21 protein-coding genes and 1 pseudogene are annotated in these 22,376 nt (G+C 52.6%); 9 read left to right on the top strand and 13 right to left on the bottom strand.

Annotated elements, in window-relative coordinates:
* Window positions 1-7 precede the first annotated feature (7 nt).
* On the top strand, window positions 8-1,081 hold the full coding sequence (locus A7090_RS08040; protein ID WP_105273615.1) for a fimbrial protein: 1,074 nt from the start codon (window positions 8-10) through the stop codon (window positions 1,079-1,081).
* A gap of 15 nt (window positions 1,082-1,096) precedes the next feature.
* Here the strand turns inward: A7090_RS08040 and rsmI are convergent, their stop codons facing one another.
* Window positions 1,097-1,957 (bottom strand): 16S rRNA (cytidine(1402)-2'-O)-methyltransferase, encoded by an 861-nt coding sequence (rsmI, locus tag A7090_RS08035; protein ID WP_105273614.1) that lies wholly within the window; start codon window positions 1,955-1,957, stop codon window positions 1,097-1,099.
* A gap of 62 nt (window positions 1,958-2,019) precedes the next feature.
* Here rsmI and A7090_RS08025 point away from each other — a divergent pair, with 62 nt between their 5' ends.
* The 5 genes and pseudogenes from A7090_RS08025 to A7090_RS08005 form a co-directional block, all read left to right on the top strand.
* Window positions 2,020-4,056: a penicillin-binding protein activator gene (locus A7090_RS08025; RefSeq protein WP_105273613.1), complete on the top strand. Its 2,037-nt coding sequence runs from the start codon at window positions 2,020-2,022 to the stop codon at window positions 4,054-4,056.
* Window positions 4,014-4,409 (top strand): YraN family protein, encoded by a 396-nt coding sequence (locus A7090_RS08020; RefSeq protein ID WP_105273612.1) that lies wholly within the window; start codon window positions 4,014-4,016, stop codon window positions 4,407-4,409. Before A7090_RS08025 ends, A7090_RS08020 begins: the two co-directional genes overlap by 43 nt.
* A 19-nt stretch (window positions 4,410-4,428) precedes the next feature.
* Window positions 4,429-5,019: a DnaA initiator-associating protein DiaA gene (diaA, locus tag A7090_RS08015; RefSeq protein WP_001158034.1), complete on the top strand. Its 591-nt coding sequence runs from the start codon at window positions 4,429-4,431 to the stop codon at window positions 5,017-5,019.
* A 9-nt stretch (window positions 5,020-5,028) separates the two neighbouring features.
* Entirely contained in the window at window positions 5,029-5,604 is a 576-nt protein-coding gene (dolP, locus tag A7090_RS08010) for a division/outer membrane stress-associated lipid-binding lipoprotein (protein WP_105273611.1), read from the top strand.
* Window positions 5,605-6,405: 801 nt separating this feature from the next.
* Window positions 6,406-6,515 (top strand): annotated as a pseudogene (locus A7090_RS08005) (protease); the annotation flags it as partial.
* Here A7090_RS08005 and A7090_RS08000 read toward each other — a convergent pair.
* Complete coding sequence (locus tag A7090_RS08000; RefSeq protein WP_105273610.1) at window positions 6,495-6,938, bottom strand: YhbP family protein; 444 nt, start codon at window positions 6,936-6,938, stop codon at window positions 6,495-6,497. The pseudogene A7090_RS08005 and the gene A7090_RS08000 overlap by 21 nt on opposite strands.
* Window positions 6,939-6,988: 50 nt before the next feature.
* Here A7090_RS08000 and yhbQ point away from each other — a divergent pair, with 50 nt between their 5' ends.
* Window positions 6,989-7,291: a DNA damage response exodeoxyribonuclease YhbQ gene (gene yhbQ, locus A7090_RS07995; protein WP_105273609.1), complete on the top strand. Its 303-nt coding sequence runs from the start codon at window positions 6,989-6,991 to the stop codon at window positions 7,289-7,291.
* Here the strand turns inward: yhbQ and A7090_RS07990 are convergent.
* Window positions 7,278-7,781, bottom strand: coding sequence for a GNAT family N-acetyltransferase (locus A7090_RS07990; protein ID WP_105273608.1), 504 nt, complete (start codon window positions 7,779-7,781; stop codon window positions 7,278-7,280). The two genes, yhbQ and A7090_RS07990, sit on opposite strands and share 14 nt — an antisense overlap.
* Window positions 7,775-8,299, bottom strand: coding sequence for a ubiquinone anaerobic biosynthesis accessory factor UbiT (ubiT, locus tag A7090_RS07985; protein WP_105273607.1), 525 nt, complete (start codon window positions 8,297-8,299; stop codon window positions 7,775-7,777). The genes A7090_RS07990 and ubiT overlap by 7 nt, the downstream gene beginning before the upstream one ends.
* 208 nt (window positions 8,300-8,507) lie before the next feature.
* Here ubiT and ubiU point away from each other — a divergent pair, with 208 nt between their 5' ends.
* On the top strand, window positions 8,508-9,503 hold the full coding sequence (gene ubiU / locus A7090_RS07980; RefSeq protein WP_105273606.1) for a ubiquinone anaerobic biosynthesis protein UbiU: 996 nt from the start codon (window positions 8,508-8,510) through the stop codon (window positions 9,501-9,503).
* Window positions 9,504-9,511: 8 nt separating this feature from the next.
* Window positions 9,512-10,390 (top strand): U32 family peptidase, encoded by an 879-nt coding sequence (locus tag A7090_RS07975; RefSeq protein WP_105273605.1) that lies wholly within the window; start codon window positions 9,512-9,514, stop codon window positions 10,388-10,390.
* 199 nt (window positions 10,391-10,589) lie between these two features.
* Here A7090_RS07975 and mtr read toward each other — a convergent pair whose 3' ends face one another.
* The 9 genes from mtr to infB all read right to left on the bottom strand — a co-directional run bounded on the left by mtr (window position 10,590) and on the right by infB (window position 22,366).
* Window positions 10,590-11,834, bottom strand: coding sequence for a tryptophan permease (mtr, locus tag A7090_RS07970; protein ID WP_105273604.1), 1,245 nt, complete (start codon window positions 11,832-11,834; stop codon window positions 10,590-10,592).
* A gap of 153 nt (window positions 11,835-11,987) precedes the next feature.
* Window positions 11,988-13,877 carry an ATP-dependent RNA helicase DeaD gene (gene deaD, locus A7090_RS07965; protein ID WP_001295553.1) on the bottom strand — a complete coding sequence of 630 codons (1,890 nt, stop codon included), beginning with the start codon at window positions 13,875-13,877 and terminating at the stop codon, window positions 11,988-11,990.
* The gene (gene yrbN, locus A7090_RS07960; protein ID WP_010723222.1) at window positions 13,870-13,950 is read right to left on the bottom strand and encodes a protein YrbN; all 81 of its coding nucleotides are present in this window, start codon (window positions 13,948-13,950) and stop codon (window positions 13,870-13,872) included. The genes deaD and yrbN overlap by 8 nt, the downstream gene beginning before the upstream one ends.
* Window positions 13,951-14,056: 106 nt before the next feature.
* Window positions 14,057-14,941 carry a lipoprotein NlpI gene (gene nlpI, locus A7090_RS07955; protein WP_000802080.1) on the bottom strand — a complete coding sequence of 295 codons (885 nt, stop codon included), beginning with the start codon at window positions 14,939-14,941 and terminating at the stop codon, window positions 14,057-14,059.
* 108 nt (window positions 14,942-15,049) lie between these two features.
* Window positions 15,050-17,185, bottom strand: coding sequence for a polyribonucleotide nucleotidyltransferase (gene pnp, locus A7090_RS07950; protein ID WP_105273603.1), 2,136 nt, complete (start codon window positions 17,183-17,185; stop codon window positions 15,050-15,052).
* A gap of 246 nt (window positions 17,186-17,431) precedes the next feature.
* Window positions 17,432-17,701 (bottom strand): 30S ribosomal protein S15, encoded by a 270-nt coding sequence (gene rpsO, locus A7090_RS07945; RefSeq protein WP_000059466.1) that lies wholly within the window; start codon window positions 17,699-17,701, stop codon window positions 17,432-17,434.
* Between the two features lie 148 nt (window positions 17,702-17,849).
* Window positions 17,850-18,794 carry a tRNA pseudouridine(55) synthase TruB gene (truB, locus tag A7090_RS07940; protein WP_105273602.1) on the bottom strand — a complete coding sequence of 315 codons (945 nt, stop codon included), beginning with the start codon at window positions 18,792-18,794 and terminating at the stop codon, window positions 17,850-17,852.
* A complete protein-coding gene (rbfA, locus tag A7090_RS07935) occupies window positions 18,794-19,198 on the bottom strand; it encodes a 30S ribosome-binding factor RbfA (protein WP_105273601.1) in 405 nt (134 codons plus the stop codon). The genes truB and rbfA overlap by 1 nt, the downstream gene beginning before the upstream one ends.
* 495 nt (window positions 19,199-19,693) lie before the next feature.
* Window positions 19,694-22,366 (bottom strand): translation initiation factor IF-2, encoded by a 2,673-nt coding sequence (gene infB, locus A7090_RS07930; RefSeq protein WP_105273600.1) that lies wholly within the window; start codon window positions 22,364-22,366, stop codon window positions 19,694-19,696.
* Between the last annotated feature and the right edge of the window lie 10 nt (window positions 22,367-22,376).

Below are 22,376 nucleotides of genomic sequence, written 5' to 3'. Positions count from 1 at the left end.
TTAACAAATGATTAAACAGCTATTGCCTCTTGCTGCTGTGGTAGCCACCCTGTTACTTAGCCCCTCGGTAAAAGCCGTCACGGGGGATTGTGACGGTACAGGTGCATTTCAGACCGATGTTTCTGCTGACTGGCCAAAAGAGAGTAACGTTTCCGGCAAGGAAGTTACTGTAGCAAATTCATCTGTCGGGGCCAATTATGCAATAGACTGTTCTTGTCCGGCAGGGTCCAGGGTTACCCTATATTATATGGTCAAATCAGCATTGACCACGACTGGCCATGCAGACAAGTATTATCGCCTGAACGATAATCTGGACATTAAAACTCAGATAAATGATATTCCCGGCAATCCCGCAGTGACAGTCCCAAGTGATCTAAGCCGTGCGCTTAAAGGTAATGATGTTCTCTACTCGAGCGCAACCAAGAACAGTGTCTGCACCGCTGATCCGAGTGATGTTCGAGCGCCAGGCTTTTCCATTGGTAAAGACACCACTATTACGCTGTATGTCACCAAACCTTTTTTGGGCGAACTGATTATCCCGGAAACACATATTGCGTCAATCCAGGGTGCATGGTCAAACTCTTCAACTTATCCACGTCCTGTTAAGGACATTGCTAACATCTATATTCAGGGCAGGATTACTGTACCGCAATCCTGCAAAATAAATCAGGGCGATACCATTCACGTCAATCTCGGATTTATTAGTGCTCAACGTTTCACCACAAAAAATAGTATGCCGTTAGGGTACACACCGGTAAGATTTGATGTCACCTATGATTGTGGTGACATGTCAGCTATCAAAAATAAATTGTCTATGCGGATAGATGCATCAGATCATACTGATGAATATACTTTAGTCGCGAGACGTCGCGAGAGCGATAACACACCCGATGTTGGTGTCCACATAACGGATGTAACCACAGGATATATAGAAATTCCAATCGATGGAGGCCAACTGAGCATCGATCAAAGCGGAGCCGGAACCACAAACTTTCAGGCTTATCCGGTAAATCTGGTCGGTGGAACATTGGCGACCGGGCCTTTTAAGGCATCAGCCACCATTACGATTGTTGTCAGATAATATCCTGCAACAGGGTTACCCCTGTTGCTCCAGCGCGTATTTATACAACGCATTCTTCTTCACACCGTGAATTTCTGCGGCCAGCGCCGCCGCTTTTTTCAGCGGCAGCTCGGCTTGCAGCAACGCCAGCGTGCGCAACGCATCGGCGGGTAAGTCATCTTCCTGCGCTTTGTGGCCCTCGACAATTAGCACCATTTCACCTTTGCGCCGGTTTTCATCTTCTTTTACCCATGCCAGCAGTTCACCTACTGGCGCACCGTAGATGGATTCCCAGGTTTTGGTCAGCTCGCGCGCCAGCACCACATAGCGGGATTCGCCTAAAACCGCCACCATATCTTCCAGGCTCTCCAGCAGACGATGGGTGGACTCATAAAAAATCAGGGTGCGCGTTTCTTCTTCAATCGCTTTTAGCGCATCGCGGCGGCCTTTTGATTTCGCGGGCAGGAAACCCTCATAGCAGAAGCGATCGGACGGCAGACCGGCGGCACTCAGCGCAGCAATCGCCGCGCACGGGCCAGGCAGCGGTACAACGCGGATGCCCGCTTCACGGCAAGTGCGCACCAGGTGATAGCCGGGATCGTTAATCAGCGGCGTACCGGCATCGGAAACCAGCGCAATGTTTTGCCCTTCTTGCAGCTTCGCCAGCAGCGTTTCGGCTTTTTGTTGTTCATTGTGATCGTGTAAGGCAAACAATCGGGCATTAATCCCAAAATGTTGCAGCAATAAACCGGTGTGACGAGTATCCTCGGCAGCGATAAGATCTACGGTCTGTAGCACCTCCAGCGCACGCTGGGTGATGTCTTTCAGATTGCCGATTGGCGTCGGTACAATATAAAGCTGACCTTGAGAATTATCTGCCGATTGATGCTGTTTCATTGTGTCGTCCGTATTGCCGATTTAATATTGAACATTGCGTAAAAAATATCACTGGATACATTATGGTACCCCCAACATTTTCTCGTTTGAAAGCCGCGCGTTGTTTGCCTGTTGTCCTGGCAGCCCTGATTTTCGCCGGTTGTGGCACCCATACGTCTGATCAGTCCACTGCTTATATGCAGGGCACGGCGCAGGCTGATTCTGCCTTTTATCTTCAGCAGATGCAGCAAAGCGCTGATGATAGCAAGACCAACTGGCAATTACTCGCCATTCGTGCACTGGTGAAAGAAGGTAAAACCGGGCAGGCGGTGGAGTTGTTTAACCAACTGCCGCAAGAACTGAACGATTCTCAGCATCGCGAGAAAACACTGCTGGCGGTAGAAATTAAACTGGCGCAGAACGATTTTACTGGCGCACAAGCCTTGCTGACAAAACTCACCCCGGCCGATTTAGACCAAAACCAGCAGGCGCGTTACTGGCAGGCGAAAATCGATGCCAACCAGGGGCGCCCTTCCATTGATTTACTGCGCGCGTTAATTACTCAGGAACCGCTACTCGGCGCGAAAGAAAAGCAGCAGAATATTGACGCCACCTGGCAGGCCCTCTCCTCCATGACTCAGGAACAGGCGAATACGCTGGTGATCAATGCCGACGAAAATATTCTGCAAGGCTGGCTGGATCTACAACGCGTCTGGTTTGATAACCGTAACGATCCCGACATGATGAAAGCCGGGATCGCCGACTGGCAGAAACGTTATCCAAACAACCCAGGCGCAAAAATGCTGCCAACGCAGTTGGTTAACGTAAAAGCGTTTAAACCAGCATCAACCAACAAAATCGCCCTGCTGTTGCCACTGAATGGCCAGGCTGCGGTATTTGGCCGCACTATTCAGCAAGGCTTTGAAGCGGCGAAAAATATCGGCACTCAGCCAGTGGCGCCTCAGGTAGCTGTCGCACCTACTGCGGACGTAGCGGAACAACCTCAGCCGCAAACCGTGGATGGCGTTGCCAGCCCGGCACAAGCCTCAGTTAGCGATCTGACGGGCGATCAGCCTGCAGCCCAGCCGATGCCTATCAGCGCCCCGGCGACAAGCACCGCAACGGTAAGCGCACCCGCGAATCCCTCCGCAGAGCTGAAAATCTACGATACCTCATCACAACCACTTAGCCAGATTTTAAGCCAGGTTCAGCAGGATGGCGCAAGTATTGTGGTCGGCCCGCTGCTGAAAAATAACGTTGAGGAGTTGCTGAAGAGCAACACCCCGCTGAACATTCTGGCACTGAATCAGCCGGAAAATATCGAAAACCGTGCAAATATCTGTTACTTCGCGCTGTCGCCAGAAGATGAAGCGCGCGATGCGGCGCGTCATATTCGTGACCAGGGTAAACAAGCGCCGCTGGTGCTGATCCCGCGTAATGCGTTGGGCGATCGCGTAGCCAATGCGTTTGCGCAGGAGTGGCAGAAACTGGGCGGCAGTACTGTTTTACAGCAGAAATTTGGCTCCACCAATGAATTACGCGCGGGCGTGAATGGCGGTTCAGGGATTGCGTTAACGGGCAGCCCGATAGCCATCAGCATGACGGTCGATTCTGGCGCGGCAACGAGTAACCCAACCCTGCAAACCACACCAACCGATGACCAGTTCAGCAATAATGGCGGTCGTGTCGATGCGGTGTACATTGTGGCAACGCCAGGGGAAATCGCTTTTATCAAACCGATGATCGCCATGCGTAACGGTAGCCATAGTGGCGCAACGTTGTATGCCAGCTCCCGCAGCGCACAGGGCATCGCAGGCCCGGATTTCCGACTGGAGATGGAAGGCTTACAGTACAGCGAAATCCCGATGCTGGCAGGCGGTAATCTGTCGTTAATGCAGCAAGCGCTCAGTGCGGTGAACAACGATTATTCGCTGGCTCGCATGTATGCGATGGGCGTTGATGCCTGGTCGCTGGCAAACCATTTCTCACAAATGCGCCAGGTTCAGGGTTTTGAAATCAACGGTAATACCGGAAGCCTGACGGCAACCCCGGATTGCGTGATTAACAGGAAGTTATCATGGCTACAGTACCAACAAGGTCAGGTAGTCCCCGCCAGTTAACCCCCAAACAGACCGGCGATGCGTGGGAAGCACAAGCGCGTCGCTGGCTGGAAGGCAAAGGACTGCGGTTTATCGCCGCTAACGTGAACACGCGTGGCGGCGAGATCGATCTGATAATGCGTGAAGGCCGGACAACGGTTTTTGTCGAGGTACGCTACCGCCGCTCTGCGCTTTATGGCGGTGCGGCAGCCAGTGTGACCCGCAGCAAACAACACAAATTATTACAGACTGCCCGCTTGTGGCTCGCGCGTCATAATGGGAGTTTTGATACTGTGGATTGCCGGTTTGATGTGGTAGCCTTCACCGGGAATGAGGTTGAGTGGATTAAGGATGCCTTTAATGACCACTCATAGTTAAGGTTTAAGGATTAGCGTGCAAGAAAGAATTAAAGCTTGCTTCACTGAAAGCATTCAAACTCAAATTGCGGCAGCAGAGGCGCTTCCGGATGCCATCTCCCGTGCAGCCATGACGCTGGTTCAGTCTCTGCTCAATGGCAACAAAATCCTCTGTTGTGGTAATGGAACTTCCGCTGCCAACGCACAGCATTTTGCTGCCAGCATGATCAACCGTTTCGAAACGGAGCGGCCCAGCTTACCTGCCATTGCACTAAATACTGATAATGTTGTCTTAACGGCGATTGCCAACGATCGCTTACATGATGAAGTGTATGCAAAACAGGTGCGGGCGCTGGGGCATGCGGGAGATGTATTGTTAGCCATTTCCACCCGTGGCAACAGCCGCGATATTGTAAAAGCGGTAGAGGCTGCCGTTACGCGTGATATGACCATTGTGGCATTAACTGGCTATGACGGCGGTGAACTTGCAGGCTTGTTAGGGCCACAGGACGTGGAAATCCGCATTCCTTCTCATCGTAGTGCTCGCATTCAGGAAATGCATATGCTGACGGTAAATTGCCTGTGCGATCTGATCGATAACACGCTTTTCCCTCACCAGGATGATTAAGGAGAATACATGAAGGCATTATCGCCAATCGCAGTCCTTATTTCCGCGCTACTGTTGCAAGGTTGTGTTGCCGCCGCCGTAGTAGGTACTGCTGCTGTGGGTACTAAAGCCGCAACTGACCCACGCAGTGTCGGCACCCAGGTGGACGATAGTACCCTGGAAGTGCGCGTGAACAGCGCATTGTCGAAAGACGAACAAATTAAGAAAGAAGCACGTATTAATGTAACAGCCTATCAGGGCAAAGTGCTGCTGGTTGGACAGTCACCAAACGCTGAACTTTCGGCTCGCGCCAAACAGATTGCTATGGGCGTAGACGGTGCCAACGAAGTGTATAACGAGATTCGTCAGGGCCAGCCGATTGGTCTGGGCGAAGCGTCTAACGATACGTGGATCACCACCAAAGTGCGCTCGCAGCTTTTAACCAGCGATCAGGTGAAATCGTCCAACGTGAAAGTGACCACCGAAAATGGTGAAGTGTTCCTGATGGGGCTGGTGACTGAACGTGAAGCGAAAGCGGCGGCAGATATTGCCAGCCGGGTGAGCGGCGTGAAGCGTGTAACCACGGCGTTTACGTTTATTAAATAGCAGCCCTTGTAATGCCTGATGCGACGCTTGTCGCGTCTTATCAGGCCTACCGCAACACAACCGTAGGGTGGATAAGGCGTTTACGCCGCATCCACCAGTGAAGCAGTGCAGATGCCGGATGCGACGCTTGCCGCGTCTTATCCGGCCTACGGAACGTGCATGTAGGGTGGATAAGGCGTTTACGCCGCATCCACCAGTGGCGCGGTGCAAATGCCGGATGCGACGCTTGCCGCGTCTTATCCGGCCTACAGGAAAGCACACGTAGGGTGGATAAGGCGTTTACGCCGCATCCACCAGTGAAGCGGTGCAAATGCCGGATGCAGCGCTTGCCGCGTCTTATCCGGCCTACAGGAAAGCACACGTAGGGTGGATAAGGCGTTTACGCCGCATCCACCAGTGAAGCGGTGCAAATGCCGGATGCAGCGCTTGCCGCGCCTTATCAGGCCTACGGGATTGCACATGTAGGGTGGATAAGGCGTTTACGCCGCATCCACCAGTGGCGCGGTACAAATGCCGGATGCGGCGCTTGTCGCGCCTTATCCGGCCTACAGGAAAGCACACGTAGGGTGGATAAGGCGTTTACGCCGCATCCACCAGTGGCGCGGTGCAAATGCCGGATGCGGCGCTTGCCGCGTCTTATCCGGCCTACGGAACGTACATGTAGGGTGGATAAGGCGTTCACGCCGCATCCACCAGTGAAGCGGTGCCAATGCCGGATGCGGCGCTTGCCGCGCCTTATCCGGCCTACGGAATGTACATGTAGGGTGGATAAGGCGTTCACGCCGCATCCACCAGTGGCGCGGTGCAGAATTTTACGATCAGGAAATGGTGGTCGATAAAGATCAGCTGATTACCAGCCGGACGATCTGCCAGCGTTTAACCGCGAGGCGTTACGCCTGCTCGGTGCCTGAGTGACGTAACCAAATCATTTTTTTACCAAAGCCCAGCGTGTTGTCGGTAAATTTGATTTCATCAAGCCGGATTTCCCAAACCGGTGCCGACAGCATTCTGGCAATCGGAAAGCGACGGTTGTACGCCTTGCGCGCGAGGTCGCTTTTCTCACCTTCCAGCCTGCGGATCTCGCCTTTAAACTGCACACCGCGAATTAACGTTACCGTTTTCGGCTGACCGTTTACCGTTCCGGCAACAGCCGCCTGCGGCCCGCTCATCTGCGCATGGCGCGTTTTTTCTTCCGTCAAAATGTAGAAGGCAACTTTCTGCGCATCAAAAAGATAAAAGGCATTGGCGCACCAGAGTTCCCCTTCCTGCTGCACACACCAGGTGACAACATGTTGTTTTGCCAGCCAACGGCTGATGGCGGTGAGTGTTTCCATTGCTGTTCTCTTTTATACTGTTGGCCTGACCTTAACATGCGACACAGACGATGACCCCCTGGTTTCTTTACTTGATCCGCACTGCCGATAATAAGCTTTATACCGGGATTACCACAGATGTCGAACGCCGCTATCAGCAACATCAAAGCGGCAAAGGCGCGAAAGCACTGCGCGGGAAAGGAGAACTGACGCTGGCGTTTTCCGCACCAGTTGGCGATCGTTCGCTGGCGTTACGGGCAGAATATCGCGTCAAGCAACTGACAAAAAGGCAAAAAGAGCGACTGGTCGCAGAAGGCGCAGGGTTTGCAGAACTGTTGAGCAGCCTGCAATCCCCGAAGATTAAAAGCGATTGAAATGCTCGTGATACTCAACCAGACCCGTTACGCCATTCAGCGCGTCATCCGCTAAACGATGTACCTGGAAGGCGCTTTCAGTACCCGGCCAGCGGCAACGCAGATCGTGATGCGCCGCCAGTTCAAAGCCAAAACGGCTGTACAGCGCCGGATCGCCCAGCGTTACTACTGCGGCATAGCCGAACTCATTAAGCGAATCGAGTCCTTCATAGACCAGTTGGCGTGCCAGCCCCTGTCCACGGTATTTTTCATCTACCACCAGTGGTGCCATGCCGACCCATTGCAGGTCTTCGCCCTGCACATCAACCGGACTAAACGCCACATAACCAATGACCTGACCTTCGTCATCTGTCGCCACCAACCCCAGCGTCAGAAAGCCATCTTCACGCAGAGCGTGGACCAGCTTCGCTTCCGCATCACTTTCGAATGAACGACGCAGCAGGGCATCAATACCCGGTGCATCAATGGGAATTTCTACTCGAATTAGCATGGCTCACCTACCGATGTCTGTTTGGTTTCAGGCGCGGTTTTCATTCCCGCCTCAACAAAATCCGCCAGTTGCTGCAGCATCATGCGTAAGGCTTTCGGCATTTGCTCCAGCTCAATGGCGTCCATCAGGTTTTTCACATACAGCCCCAGCTCCGTATCGCCTTCAATCACCAGCCGACGCTGGAAGAAGAGCGTATCCGGATCTTGTTTACGCGCCGCAATCATCAGCAGATCGCTGGCGTCGGCACTAAAACTCACATCAGCTTGCGCGTTCTGGCTGACAACCAGTTTGCCATTCACCACCGAGGTAAACCATTGCAGGTCAATATCACGCACATGAATACTTAACCAGCGGCCTTCAAGAAACTCCAGCTCGCCATCATCCAGCGCCTGGTGGAATTGCCAGCTTAAGACCTGCTCAAGAACCTGGCGTTTTAGCGCAAATGGCGTCAGTTTTACCGGTACACTCAACAGAGATGGCCCCAAATGCACAATACGGGAACGCAGTTTATCCAACACGAGTTTTACTCCCTGTTTCAACAATCATCCTATTTTGCCATATCAGAAAAATAACATAGCGGCATAAATCAACAATTCCATATGAAATTGCTGCTACCACCAATACAACTTTAACTGCCTTAAATCAAAAATTGTCGCAGCAGGGTTAACTAAAATCCCAGTTCGTTAACATTTTTGCGCTTTGATAGCGCAACCTTCAGGAAAAATTATGGAGCTGCTCTGCCCTGCCGGAAATCTCCCGGCGCTTAAGGCGGCCATCGAAAACGGCGCAGATGCTGTTTATATCGGGCTAAAAGATGATACCAATGCCCGTCACTTCGCCGGCCTTAACTTTACCGAGAAAAAATTGCAGGAAGCGGTGAGTTTTGTCCACCAACATCGCCGCAAACTTCACATCGCAATTAACACGTTTGCGCATCCGGACGGTTACGCCCGCTGGCAGCGCGCCGTGGATATGGCGGCACAGCTGGGTGCCGACGCACTGATCCTCGCCGACCTCGCCATGCTGGAGTACGCCGCCGAGCGTTACCCGCATATTGAGCGTCATGTGTCAGTGCAGGCTTCGGCAACCAATGAAGAGGCGATTAACTTTTATCATCGCCATTTTGACGTTGCCCGCGTGGTGCTGCCGCGCGTGTTGTCGATTCATCAGGTGAAACAACTGGCACGAGTCACCCCTGTACCGCTGGAAGTGTTCGCTTTCGGCAGCCTGTGCATTATGTCGGAAGGCCGTTGCTATCTGTCGTCGTATCTGACAGGTGAGTCGCCCAACACTGTAGGTGCGTGTTCTCCGGCCCGTTTCGTGCGCTGGCAGCAAACGCCGCAGGGGCTGGAATCCCGCCTGAACGAAGTGCTGATCGACCGTTATCAGGATGGCGAAAACGCAGGTTATCCGACGCTGTGTAAAGGGCGTTATCTGGTGGACGGCGAGCGCTATCACGCACTGGAAGAACCCACCAGTCTCAATACCCTTGAGCTGCTGCCGGAGTTAATGGCGGCGAAGATTGCTTCGGTGAAAATTGAAGGCCGCCAGCGTAGCCCGGCGTATGTCAGCCAGGTGGCGAAAGTCTGGCGTCAGGCTATCGACCGTTGTAAGGCCGATCCGCAAAACTTCATACCGCAAAGCGCGTGGATGGAGACACTCGGGTCGATGTCCGAAGGCACGCAGACTACCCTTGGCGCGTATCACCGTAAATGGCAGTGAGAAAAGCAATGAAATATTCCTTAGGGCCAGTGCTATGGTACTGGCCAAAAGAGACGCTGGAAGATTTTTATCAACAGGCCGCTGCCAGCAGCGCCGACGTGATTTATCTTGGTGAAGCGGTATGCAGCAAGCGTCGGGCAACCAAAGTTGACGACTGGCTGGAGATGGCAAAATCGCTCGCCGGAAGTGGCAAGCAGATTGTGCTCTCCACGCTGGCGCTAGTGCAGGCATCTTCCGAACTGGGCGAACTGAAACGCTATGTTGAGAACGGCGAGTTTCTGATTGAAGCCAGCGATCTCGGCGTGGTGAATATGTGCGCTGAACGCAAACTGCCGTTCGTCGCCGGGCACGCGCTAAACTGCTACAACGCGGTGACGCTGAAAATATTGCTTAAACAGGGCATGATGCGCTGGTGTATGCCGGTGGAACTTTCCCGCGACTGGCTGGTGAATCTACTTAATCAGTGCGATGAACTGGGCATTCGCAACCAGTTTGAAGTAGAAGTATTGAGCTACGGTCATCTGCCGCTGGCCTGGTCAGCTCGCTGCTTTACTGCGCGTTCGGAAGACCGCCCGAAAGATGAGTGCGAAACCTGCTGCATTAAGTATCCAAACGGGCGCAACGTGCTGTCGCAGGAGAACCAGCAAGTGTTCGTGCTCAATGGCATTCAGACCATGAGCGGCTACGCTTACAATCTCGGTAACGAGCTGGCATCCATGCAGGGGCTGGTTGATGTGGTCCGCCTGTCACCGCAGGGTACTGACACTTTTGCTATGCTCGACGCCTTCCGCGCTAATGAAAATGGCGCTGCGCCGCTACCATTGACGGCAAACAGCGATTGTAACGGCTACTGGCGGCGGCTGGCGGGGCTGGAACTGCAAGCCTAAGCAAATATGCTCGTCATAATTTGAGTTGCATGTGCTGCGTCTGCGTTCGTTTGAACTGGCGATGGACGTGAAGAAAGAGTTGTTGGGATAGTGTGTTTTAGCCTTATCCGCGCTGGCAACGCTGTCCTACGTAGGCCTGATAAGCGAAGCGCATCAGGCATTGTGTAGGCAGCAGAAATGTCGGATAAGGCACCGCTGATTACTGATACACTGGCAGCAAATTAAAACTCGATAAAATATGCACCAGTGCGTTGCCGACACCAAATACCAGAATCAGTGCAATCATCGGCTTGCCACCCCAGACGCGGAATTTCGGGCTGCCAAAGCGTTTACGCGATGCGCGGGCCAACAGCGCCGGAACAATTGCCGCCCAGATGGTAGCCGCTAAGCCAGCATAACCAATGGCGTACAGAAATCCGTTCGGGAACAACAGCCCCCCCGCGACAGGTGGAGCAAAGGTCAGCAACGCCGTTTTCAAGCGGCCCACTGCTGAGTCATCGAAACCAAACAGATCTGCCAGATAGTCAAACAAACCCAGCGTAACGCCAAGGAACGAACTCGCTACGGCAAAGTTTGAGAACACGACCAGCAGAAGGTCCAGACTACGGCTGTTCAGTACGCCACTTAACGCCTGTACCAGTACATCAATATTGCCGCCTTTCTCTGCGATGCCGATGAACTCCGGACGAGGGATGTTGCCCATCGTTGCCAGCAACCAAATGGTATACAGCGCCAACGCCATCAGCGTACCGTACACCAGACATTTCACGATGGTTTTCGGATCTTTGCCATAATACTTCATCAGGCTCGGCACGTTACCGTGATAACCAAACGATGCCAGACAGAACGGCAGCGTCATCAACAGATACGGTGCATAAGACGCATTGCTTTGTGCAACATTGAACAATATCGCAGGCTGCACATGTCCCAGCAGACTACCGAAAGTGAGGAAGAAGGTAATGACTTTCGCCCCCAGCACAATCGCCGTCATGCGGCTGACAGCTTTGGTGCTCAACCACACCACGAACGCTACTAGCAGTGCAAAAGCAAATCCCGCCGCCCGTGCAGGCACGTTTAGCGACATCTCTACGAAGGTATGATGCAGAATCGAACCGCTGGCAGAAATATAGGCGTAAGTCAGGATATAGAGCACAAAGGCAATGGAAATGCCGTTGACCACGTTCCAGCCTTTGCCCAGCAAATCTTTGGTGATGGTGTCAAAACTCGAACCGATTCGGTAATTCAGGTTAGCTTCCAGAATCATCAAGCCGGAGTGCAACATACAGAACCAGGTAAAGATCAACGCCGCCATTGACCAGAAGAACCAGCTACCTGCCATGACCACTGGCAGAGAAAACATCCCTGCACCAATAATGGTGCCGCCGATAATCACCACGCCGCCAAGCAGCGACGGTGATGTTTGGGTGGTGGTTAGTGTTGCCATGAGGGCTTCTCTCCAGTGAAAAATAGTGCGACTGCGTTGTTATGCATTGCACTGTACCAGTACATGAGTACAAAGGACAGAAAAAAAGCCCCGATTGTTAAAATCGGGGCTGTATATATTATTTTACAGATTGTGTTCGCTATTCAGCGATGATTACGCATCGCCACCGAAGCGACGACGACCGGTAGAGTCATCACGACGCGGTGCGCGGCCTTCACGGCGTTCGCCGCTAAAACGACGACCATCACCACGACCACCTTCACGGCGTTCACCGCTGAAGTTACGACCGCCTTCACGACGTTCGCCACCAAAACCACGACCACCGCCACGACGCTCACCGCCGGTATGCGGCTGTGCATCGCCCAGTAACTGCATGTTCATCGGCTTGTTGAGAATGCGAGTACGCGTAAAGTGTTGCAGTACTTCACCCGGCATACCTTTCGGCAGTTCGATAGTGGAGTGAGAAGCAAACAGCTTGATGTTACCGATGTAACGGCTGCTGATGTCACCTTCGTTAGCAATCGCGCCAACGATATGACGAACTTCAACACCATCATCACGACCCACTTCAATACGATACAGCTGCATATCGCCAACATCACGACGTTCACGACGCGGACGATCTTCACGGTCGCCACGCGGGCCACGGTCGTTACGATCGCGCGGACCACGGTCATCACGGTCACGGAATTCACGTTTCGGACGCATCGGCGCATCTGGTGGAACAATCAGAGTACGTTCACCTTGTGCCATTTTCAGCAGTGCGGCGGCCAGCGTTTCGAGATCCAGCTCTTCACCTTCGGCAGTCGGCTGAATTTTGCTCAGCAGTGCACGGTATTGATCCAGATCGCTGCTTTCCAGCTGCTGCTGTACTTTAGCGGCGAATTTTTCCAGACGGCGTTTGCCCAGCAGTTCTGCGTTCGGCAGTTCAACTTCCGGAATTGTCAGCTTCATTGTGCGTTCGATGTTGCGCAGCAGACGACGCTCGCGGTTCTCAACGAACAGCAGCGCACGACCCGCACGACCCGCACGACCGGTACGACCGATACGGTGAACGTAAGACTCAGAATCCATCGGGATATCGTAGTTTACGACCAGGCTGATACGCTCAACATCCAGGCCACGGGCCGCAACGTCGGTCGCAATCAAGATGTCCAGACGACCATCTTTCAGGCGCTCCAGAGTCTGCTCACGCAGCGCCTGGTTCATGTCACCGTTCAGCGCGGCGCTGTTGTAGCCATTACGCTCAAGGGCTTCTGCCACTTCCAGAGTCGCGTTTTTGGTACGTACGAAAATAATCGCCGCATCAAAATCTTCCGCTTCCAGGAAACGTACCAGTGCTTCGTTTTTACGCATACCCCAGACAGTCCAGTAGCTCTGGCTGATGTCAGGACGGGTAGTCACGCTGGACTGAATGCGCACTTCCTGCGGCTCTTTCATAAAGCGGCGGGTAATGCGACGAATCGCTTCCGGCATAGTTGCAGAGAACAGAGCGGTCTGATGACCTTCCGGGATCTGCGCCATAATGGTTTCAACGTCTTCGATGAAGCCCATGCGCAGCATTTCGTCAGCTTCATCCAGAACCAGACCGCTCAGTTTAGAGAGGTCCAGAGTGCCACGTTTCAGGTGGTCCAGCAGACGGCCCGGAGTACCGACAACGATCTGAGGCCCCTGACGCAGGGCGCGTAATTGCACGTCATAACGCTGGCCGCCGTACAGGGCAACCACGTTTACGCCGCGCATGTGTTTAGAGAAATCCGTCATTGCTTCAGCAACCTGTACCGCCAGTTCGCGGGTCGGTGCCAGCACCAGAATCTGTGGTGCTTTCAGCTCAGGATCAAGATTCTGCAGCAGAGGTAAAGAGAATGCTGCAGTTTTTCCGCTCCCCGTCTGGGCCATCCCCAGAACGTCGCGGCCATTCAGCAAGTGCGGGATACACTCTGCCTGAATTGGAGATGGTTTTTCGTAACCCAGATCGTTAAGGGCTTCAAGGATAGGAGCCTTCAGGCCCAGATCTGCAAAAGTGGTTTCGAATTCAGCCATGTAGTACGTGTGCCTCAAAATTAATGGCGGCCAGTCTACATAACTCATCATGAAATTGATCAGCAATTTTCATTGAAAAGTGTGAACCGGCTCAAAGTAGGTGTATTAACGAACAACAACGCCCTCACCCGTTAAGGTGATGGCAATCAAAAAAGATTACGGGCTGATGTGTACGTCAGCTATTGCTGGTCCGATTCTGCCAGGTCATCTTGGTCCTGGCCCAGGAGCGATAATTCCAACAATGCGTATCGGTGCTCAACAAAGTTATGAACGTTGTTGGCAACCGCCAGTTTGAACAGTGCCGTGGCGCTGTCCAAATCCCCCAGACTTAGGTAGTACTTACCTAAATAGAAGTTGGTTTCACTGAGATGCTCAGCGAGCGAGGTGTTATCCGTTGCGTCCGCCTTGAGCCTTTCCATTAACGTTTGTTCGCTAATGTTGCCCAGGTAGAACTCGACAATGTTCCATCCCCACTGTTCCTTGTCCGATTTTTCGAAGTGCTGTTTCAACACTTCTTTAGCCTGCTTCTCATCGAGCTTCTGCTCGGCGAGATAAAGCCACAGACTACGGAAAGGATCATTGGGATCGTCTTGATAAAACGCCAGCAGATCATCTTGCGCTAACTTGTCACGACCGCCGTAATATAATGCAATCCCGCGATTCAAGTGCGCGTAGTTGTAAGTTGGATCAAGCTCAAGTACAGAATCAAACGCTTCATAGGCAGCATCAAAATTGCCTGCCTGCGTTAAATATATGCCTAAGTAATTGAATACTTCAGGCATATCCGGTCGGATTGCCAGCGCTTGCGAAAAATCGTTACGCGCTAATGCCCTCAGACCAAGACTATCATACAACACTCCGCGCTCATATAAAAGCTGTGCGCGTTCGTCATCGGTTAAAGCCCGACTGGCAAGGATTTGTTCCATACGTGCCAGAATCACTTCCTGCTGTAAAGTCGGTTGCAATGGTACCGCGAGGACTTCACTTTTACGCCAGGAAGTATTACTGCATCCTGCAAGCGTAAGTGCTGTCGCAACGAAACACCAGCGCAAAAAAGGCTTCATTTCCCACTCCCGAAGACCACGGTTGAATGAACGTCCTGTTCCCGGTTGCTAACAAGGCGTCCTGCCCGGTTAAAAGCCCCCCGCCGCAGCGGAGGGCAAATGGCAACCTTACTCGCCCAGTTCAGCAGCCGGAGCTTCCGGTGCTGCAGCAGGTTGAGACTGCTCAGTCGCTTCTTTAATGCTCAGACGGATGCGGCCCTGGCGATCAACTTCCAGAACTTTCACCGGTACTTCCTGGCCCATTTGCAGGTAATCGGTCACCTTCTCAACGCGTTTGTCAGCGATTTGAGAGATATGTACCAGACCTTCTTTACCGCCGCCGATGGCAACAAATGCACCAAAGTCAACGATACGGGTCACTTTACCATTGTAGACGCGGCCCACTTCGATTTCTGCGGTGATTTCTTCGATACGACGAATAGCGTGTTTCGCTTTCTCGCCGTCGGTCGCTGCGATCTTCACAGTACCGTCATCTTCGATTTCGATGGTGGTGCCAGTTTCTTCGGTCAGGGCACGGATAACAGAACCGCCTTTACCGATAACGTCTTTGATCTTGTCCGGGTTGATCTTGATGGTATGGATACGCGGAGCGAACTCAGAGATATCGCCGCGCGGCGCGTTTATCGCCTGTTCCATTACGCCCAGGATGTGCAGACGCGCACCTTTAGCCTGGTTGAGCGCAACCTGCATGATCTCTTTGGTGATACCTTCAATTTTGATATCCATCTGTAGTGCAGAAATACCGTCGCGGGAGCCCGCAACTTTGAAGTCCATATCGCCCAGATGATCTTCGTCACCCAGAATGTCAGACAGTACAACGTAGTTGTCGCCTTCTTTCACCAGACCCATTGCGATACCGGCAACAGCGGCTTTGATTGGCACACCGGCGTCCATCAACGCCAGAGACGCGCCGCACACAGAAGCCATAGAAGAGGAACCGTTGGATTCGGTGATTTCAGACACCACACGTACGGTGTACGGGAATTTGTCCATATCCGGCATTACTGCCAGCACGCCGCGCTTCGCCAGACGACCATGACCAATTTCACGACGCTTCGGAGAACCGACCATGCCAGTTTCGCCTACGGAGTACGGAGGGAAGTTGTAGTGGAACAGGAAGGTGTCAGTACGTTCGCCCATCAGTTCATCAAGAACTTGCGCGTCACGTGCAGTACCCAGCGTTGCGGTAACCAGCGCCTGCGTTTCACCACGGGTGAACAGCGCAGAACCGTGAGTACGCGGCAGCACGCCAGTACGCACATCCAGACCACGGATCATATCTTTTTCACGACCGTCGATACGCGGTTCGCCTGCCAGTACGCGGCTACGAACAACGTTTTTCTCGATAGCGTGCAGAATTTCACCCAGTTCGTTTTCGTCCAGGGTTTCATCTTCAGCAAGCAGCGTCGCGATGGTTTCAGATTTGATGACATCAACCTGCGCATAACGCTCTTGTTTGTCAGTGATGCGGTAAGCATCGCTCAGACGAGCTTCAGCCAGCGCAGCAACGCGTGCGTTCAGCGCTTCGTTTACCGGCTCCGGCTGCCAGTCCCAACGCGGCTTACCGGCTTCTTTCACCAGTTCATTGATGTTCTGAATAACAACCTGCTGTTGTTCATGACCGAACACTACTGCGCCCAGCATCTGGTCTTCGCTCAGCAGTTCAGCTTCAGATTCAACCATCAGTACAGCGGCTTCAGTACCCGCAACAACCAGGTCCAGCTTGCTCTCTTTCAGCTCGTCCTGAGTCGGGTTCAGTACGTACTGGTCATTGATGTAACCTACGCGGGCAGCACCAATCGGACCATTGAACGGAATACCAGACAGAGACAGCGCTGCAGAAGCACCAATCATCGCAACGATATCCGGGTTAACCTGCGGGTTAACAGAAACCACGGTGGCGATAACCTGAACTTCGTTGACGAAGCCTTCCGGGAACAGCGGGCGAATCGGGCGGTCAATCAGACGCGCGATCAGGGTTTCGCCTTCGCTTGGGCGGCCTTCACGACGGAAGAAGCTACCCGGGATACGACCAGCAGCGTAGGTACGCTCCTGATAGTTAACGGTCAGTGGGAAGAAGTCCTGACCTGGTTTGGCTTTTTTCTGGCCCACAACGGTAACAAATACCGCGGTGTCATCCATGCTAACCATAACAGCGGCAGTCGCCTGACGAGCCATCATACCGGTTTCCAGAGTCACGGTGTGTTGGCCGTACTGGAATTTACGAACGATCGGATTAAGCAATGTAATATCCTTTATCTTTCCTGGACAGTACCTTACGGCACTGGTGTTAATACACGATCTTCTGCGCATCCTCGCGACTAATGACAACCCTAACCCAGCCAAATGTGGGTAAAGCCTCTCATTAGCCGCGCGAACCTCTGCAACGGAAGATCATTCATAGCAACAATACATTAGTTTCCAGTGAATTGCTGCCGTCAGCTTGAAAAAAGGGGGCACTCAGGCCCCCTTTTCTGAAACTCGCAAGAATTAGCGACGCAGACCCAGGCGCTCGATGAGCTGGGTGTAACGTGCTACGTCTTTACGTTTCAGGTAGTCGAGCAGTTTACGACGCTGAGAAACCATGCGCAGCAGACCACGACGGCTGTGGTGATCTTTTTTGTGCTCTGCAAAGTGGCCCTGCAGGTGGTTGATCTGTGCAGTCAGCAGTGCTACCTGAACTTCGGTAGAACCGGTGTCGTTTGCGTCACGACCAAACTCAGAAACGATTTTAGCTGTTGCTTCAGTACTTAGAGACATTTTAAAACTCCAAAGTATATAAAATGAAAGGACGCCGATCTCTAATTCAGCGATCCCAGTGTACGTTACGCAAAGTGTTAAACAATTTACGCGACGTTAAGCGGCAGTATTCTACTCGTAGCGACCTGTTATCGCAAGATGGTTAACATTACGCCAGATATTCAACCACCAGTCGACGAGGCGCAACGCGGCCTTCATCGTCAATTTCACCCATACCGATAAACTTGCCGTTTTCACCTTCTGTAACACGAACCAGTCCTTCCAGCGGCGCACCAGAGGTACGAACCGGGTTACCATTTTTGAAGTAAACAGAAGACGTTAACGGAAGATTCACCACCGGATAGTCCGAAGCTGGACTGTCCATTGGCATCAGTAATGGATCAAGTAACTCCGCAGCCGGAATATCCTGCTGTTCAGCTTGCTCAACCAGTTCACGCAGATGTTCCAGGGTCACCATCCGTTCAACCGGATATTTACTTACAGCCAGACGACGCAGGTAAATAACATGCGCGCCACAGCCGAGTTTTTCACCCAGGTCGTCAATGATTGTGCGGATATAGGTGCCTTTTGAGCAGTGAATTTCCAGCTCCAGTTCATTGCCTTCGTGGCGAATAAACAGCAATTCATAAACGGTAATCGGGCGTGCTTCACGCGGGACTTCAATGCCCTGACGCGCATATTCGTACAGTTTTTTGCCCTGGTATTTAAGTGCTGAATACATCGAAGGGATTTGTTCTATATCACCGCGGAAAGTATCCAGTGCCGCCGCCAGTTGCTCTGCACTAAAGGTTACCGGACGTTCTTCAACGATTTGTCCGTCTGCGTCAGAAGTATCAGTACGCTGTCCAAGACGCGCAATCACCCGATAGCGTTTGTCGGAGTCCAGCAGATACTGGGAAAACTTCGTCGCTTCCCCGAGGCAAATCGGCAACATACCGGTCGCCAGCGGATCCAGCGCACCGGTATGCCCGGCACGGTTGGCGTTATAAATCCGTTTCACTTTTTGCAGCGCATCGTTGCTGGACATACCCTGCGGTTTATCCAGCAACAAAACGCCATTAATGTCGCGACCGCGACGACGAGGACGACTCATTAATCCTCCTTGCTGTTGTCGTCCGGGTTAACACGACGTTCTTCGTCATGTTTGACCACGCTGGTCACCAGGTTTGACATACGCATCCCTTCAACCAGTGAGTTGTCATAGAAGAAAGTCAGTTCCGGCACGATACGCAGGCGCATGGCTTTGCCAAGCAGACTGCGTATAAAACCAGAAGCTTCCTGCAACGCTTTGATGCCCGCTTTAACCGCGTCTTCATCTTTGTCGTTGAGGAACGTCACATATACTTTGGCATACGCCAGGTCACGAGACATTTCGACACCGGAAACGGTGGTCATCATGCCCAGACGAGGGTCTTTAATTTCACGTTGCAGGATGATTGCTATCTCTTTTTGCATTTCCTGCGCTACGCGCTGCGGGCGACCAAATTCTTTCGCCATAATAAATTCTCCTGACAAAAAAGGGGCCATAAGCCCCTTTTAGATTATTGACAAAGTGCGCTTTGTTCATGCCGGATGCGGCGTGAACGCCTTATCCGGCCTACAAAAACATGCAATTTCAATAGATTGCAGAGATTGCGTAGGCCTGATAAGCGTAGCGCATCAGGCAATTTTGCGTTTGTCATCATTCTCAGGCGGCTCAGATTGTTGACAAAGTGCGCTTTGTTCATGCCGGATGCGGCGTGAACGCCTTATCCGGCCTACAAAACATGCAATTTCAATAGATTGCAGAGATTGCGTAGGCCTGATAAGCGTAGCGCATCAGGCAATTTTGCGTTGTTCATGCCGGATGCGGCGTGAACGCCTTATCCGGCCTACAAAAACATGCAATTTCAATAGATTGCAGAGATTACGTAGGCCTGATAAGCGTAGCGCATCAGGCAACAGTTGCCGGATGCAGCATAGATGCCCTATCCAGCCTACAGCCAATCAACCTTATGCAATCGTACGCTGAATCTCGATAATCTCGAATACTTCGATCATATCGCCAGTGCGGACGTCGTTGTAGTTCTTAACGCCGATACCACATTCCATACCGTTACGGACTTCGTTAACGTCATCTTTGAAGCGACGCAGGGACTCCAGCTCACCTTCGTAGATAACCACGTTGTCGCGCAGAACGCGGATCGGGTTGTGACGTTTAACCACACCTTCGGTAACCATACAGCCTGCGATGGCACCAAATTTCGGTGATTTGAACACATCGCGAACTTCTGCCAGACCGATAATCTGCTGTTTCAGTTCCGGAGACAGCATACCGCTCATCGCTGCTTTCACTTCGTCGATCAGGTTATAGATGACGGAGTAGTAACGCAGATCCAGGCTTTCCGCTTCAATCACTTTACGTGCAGAGGCATCAGCACGTACGTTGAAGCCAACCAGGATGGCGTTGGATGCCGCAGCCAGGGTGGCGTCGGTTTCGGTGATACCCCCTACGCCAGAACCGATGATCTTCACTTTAACTTCGTCAGTAGACAGTTTCAGCAAGGAGTCGGAGATCGCTTCCACGGAACCCTGAACGTCTGCCTTCAGCACGATGTTTACTTCGTGAACTTCGCCTTCGGTCATGTTGGCGAACATGTTCTCAAGTTTCGATTTCTGCTGACGTGCCAGTTTAACTTCACGGAATTTGCCCTGACGATACAGTGCCACTTCACGCGCTTTCTTCTCGTCACGGACAACGGTCACTTCGTCACCCGCTGCCGGAACACCGGACAGACCGAGGATTTCCACCGGAATGGACGGACCGGCTTCCAGCACTTCCTGACCCAGTTCGTTACGCATCGCACGAACACGTCCATATTCGAAGCCGCACAGAACGATATCGCCCTTGTGCAAAGTACCTTCACGTACCAGGACGGTGGCAACCGGGCCACGACCTTTATCCAGGAAGGATTCGATAACCGCACCGCTCGCCATACCTTTACGTACCGCTTTCAGCTCGAGAACTTCTGCCTGCAGCAGGATAGCGTCCAGCAGATCGTCGATACCAGTACCCGCTTTCGCAGACACGTGTACGAACTGACTTTCACCGCCCCACTCTTCCGGCAGGATACCGTACTGGGAGAGCTCGTTCTTAACGCGATCTGGATCAGCCTCTGGTTTGTCGATCTTGTTCACTGCAACGACAACCGGCACGCCAGCCGCTTTCGCATGCTGGATTGCTTCAATAGTCTGCGGCATTACGCCGTCGTCAGCAGCAACAACCAGGACGACGATGTCAGTTGCCTGCGCACCACGTGCACGCATTGAAGTAAACGCGGCGTGCCCTGGGGTGTCCAGGAAGGTGATCATGCCGTTTTCAGTTTCAACGTGGTATGCACCAATGTGCTGGGTAATGCCGCCCGCTTCGCCAGAGGCCACTTTCGTTGAACGAATGTAGTCCAGCAAAGAGGTTTTACCATGGTCAACGTGCCCCATGATGGTCACAACCGGCGCGCGCGGTTCAGCCGCAGCACCCGTGTCACGGTCGCTCATTACCGCTTCTTCCAGCTCGTTTTCACGACGCAGGATAACTTTGTGGCCCATCTCTTCAGCAACCAGCTGTGCGGTTTCCTGATCGATAACCTGGTTGATGGTTGCCATTGCGCCCAGTTTCATCATCGCTTTGATGACCTGAGAGCCTTTAACCGCCATCTTGTTAGCCAGTTCGCCAACGGTGATGGTTTCGCCGATCACAACATCACGGTTAACGGCCTGAGCTGGCTTCTGGAAGCCTTGCTGCAGCGAAGAACCTTTACGTTTTCCACCTTTACCGCCACGTACTGCTGCGCGTGCTTCTTCACGATCAGCTTTTGATTCAGCGTGTTTGTTGCCTTTCTTCGGACGCGCTGCTTTCGCGTTACGGCCACGGCCACGGCCACCTTCGACCTCACGATCGCTTTCGTCTTCTGCCTGGCGAGCATGTTGAGAAGTAGTGACATGATAATCGCTGGAATCTTCAGTCGGTTCCGCGTTATCAGTCCATTTGTTTTCTTCCGCCATACGACGTGCTTCTTCAGCAACGCGACGTGCTTCTTCTTCGAGTTTACGACGCGCTTCTTCTTCGGCTTTACGCTTGAGCTCTGCTGCTTCCTGCTCACGGCGGGCTTTTTCAGCCTGGGCGTTTTTAGTCATATCGTCTTGTTGATTGCTCACTTTGTCTTTTTCCGCAGCTTCACGTTTCGCTTGTTCAGCAGCTTCACGCTTAGCTTGTTCTGCGGCCTCACGTTCAGCTTTTTGTTGAGCCTCGCGTTTAGCCGATTCTTCTGCCTCACGACGGGCTTGCTCTTCCGCTTCACGCTGCGCTTGCTCTTCCGCGGCAAGGCGTTCAGCCTCTTGCGGATCGCGTTTCACAAAGGTGCGTTTCTTGCGGACTTCGATTTGTACCGATTTGCTTTTTCCACCGGTACCAGGAATGTTAAGGGTGCTGCGTGTTTTACGTTGCAGCGTCAATTTGTCCGGGCCTGAATTTTTCTGATTCAGGTGGTCAATCAAAGTCTGTTTCTCTTGTGCGGACACAGAGTCGTCAGCAGACTTCCGGATACCTGCATCAGCAAATTGCTGTACCAGGCGTTCCACGGAGGTCTGTCGCTCTGCGGCCAGCGTTTTAATCGTTACATCTGTCATGCTGTTCCTT

Source organism: Escherichia sp. MOD1-EC7003 (assembly GCF_002965065.1).
In the GTDB taxonomy this organism is placed as follows: domain Bacteria; phylum Pseudomonadota; class Gammaproteobacteria; order Enterobacterales; family Enterobacteriaceae; genus Escherichia.
The sequence above is the reverse complement of the archived record's forward strand: the minus strand, read 5'-3'. Positions and strand labels throughout refer to the sequence as shown.

Excerpts from the sequence above, each read along its gene's own strand:
- nlpI (WP_000802080.1), bottom strand. The coding sequence starts at position 14,941 with ATGAAGCCTTTTTTGCGCTGGTGTTTCGTTGCGACAGCACTTACGCTT.
- A7090_RS07975 (WP_105273605.1), top strand. The coding sequence starts at position 9,512 with ATGAAATATTCCTTAGGGCCAGTGCTATGGTACTGGCCAAAAGAGACG.
- dolP (WP_105273611.1), top strand. The coding sequence starts at position 5,029 with ATGAAGGCATTATCGCCAATCGCAGTCCTTATTTCCGCGCTACTGTTG.
- A7090_RS08025 (WP_105273613.1), top strand. The coding sequence starts at position 2,020 with ATGGTACCCCCAACATTTTCTCGTTTGAAAGCCGCGCGTTGTTTGCCT.
- ubiU (WP_105273606.1), top strand. The coding sequence starts at position 8,508 with ATGGAGCTGCTCTGCCCTGCCGGAAATCTCCCGGCGCTTAAGGCGGCC.
- truB (WP_105273602.1), bottom strand. The coding sequence starts at position 18,794 with ATGAGTCGTCCTCGTCGTCGCGGTCGCGACATTAATGGCGTTTTGTTG.
- A7090_RS08040 (WP_105273615.1), top strand. The coding sequence starts at position 8 with ATGATTAAACAGCTATTGCCTCTTGCTGCTGTGGTAGCCACCCTGTTA.
- A7090_RS08000 (WP_105273610.1), bottom strand. The coding sequence starts at position 6,938 with ATGGAAACACTCACCGCCATCAGCCGTTGGCTGGCAAAACAACATGTT.
- rbfA (WP_105273601.1), bottom strand. The coding sequence starts at position 19,198 with ATGGCGAAAGAATTTGGTCGCCCGCAGCGCGTAGCGCAGGAAATGCAA.
- A7090_RS08020 (WP_105273612.1), top strand. The coding sequence starts at position 4,014 with ATGGCTACAGTACCAACAAGGTCAGGTAGTCCCCGCCAGTTAACCCCC.
- yhbQ (WP_105273609.1), top strand. The coding sequence starts at position 6,989 with ATGACCCCCTGGTTTCTTTACTTGATCCGCACTGCCGATAATAAGCTT.
- yrbN (WP_010723222.1), bottom strand. The coding sequence starts at position 13,950 with ATGAAAATTGCTGATCAATTTCATGATGAGTTATGTAGACTGGCCGCC.
- mtr (WP_105273604.1), bottom strand. The coding sequence starts at position 11,834 with ATGGCAACACTAACCACCACCCAAACATCACCGTCGCTGCTTGGCGGC.
- infB (WP_105273600.1), bottom strand. The coding sequence starts at position 22,366 with ATGACAGATGTAACGATTAAAACGCTGGCCGCAGAGCGACAGACCTCC.
- rpsO (WP_000059466.1), bottom strand. The coding sequence starts at position 17,701 with ATGTCTCTAAGTACTGAAGCAACAGCTAAAATCGTTTCTGAGTTTGGT.
- deaD (WP_001295553.1), bottom strand. The coding sequence starts at position 13,877 with ATGGCTGAATTCGAAACCACTTTTGCAGATCTGGGCCTGAAGGCTCCT.
- rsmI (WP_105273614.1), bottom strand. The coding sequence starts at position 1,957 with ATGAAACAGCATCAATCGGCAGATAATTCTCAAGGTCAGCTTTATATT.
- A7090_RS07990 (WP_105273608.1), bottom strand. The coding sequence starts at position 7,781 with ATGCTAATTCGAGTAGAAATTCCCATTGATGCACCGGGTATTGATGCC.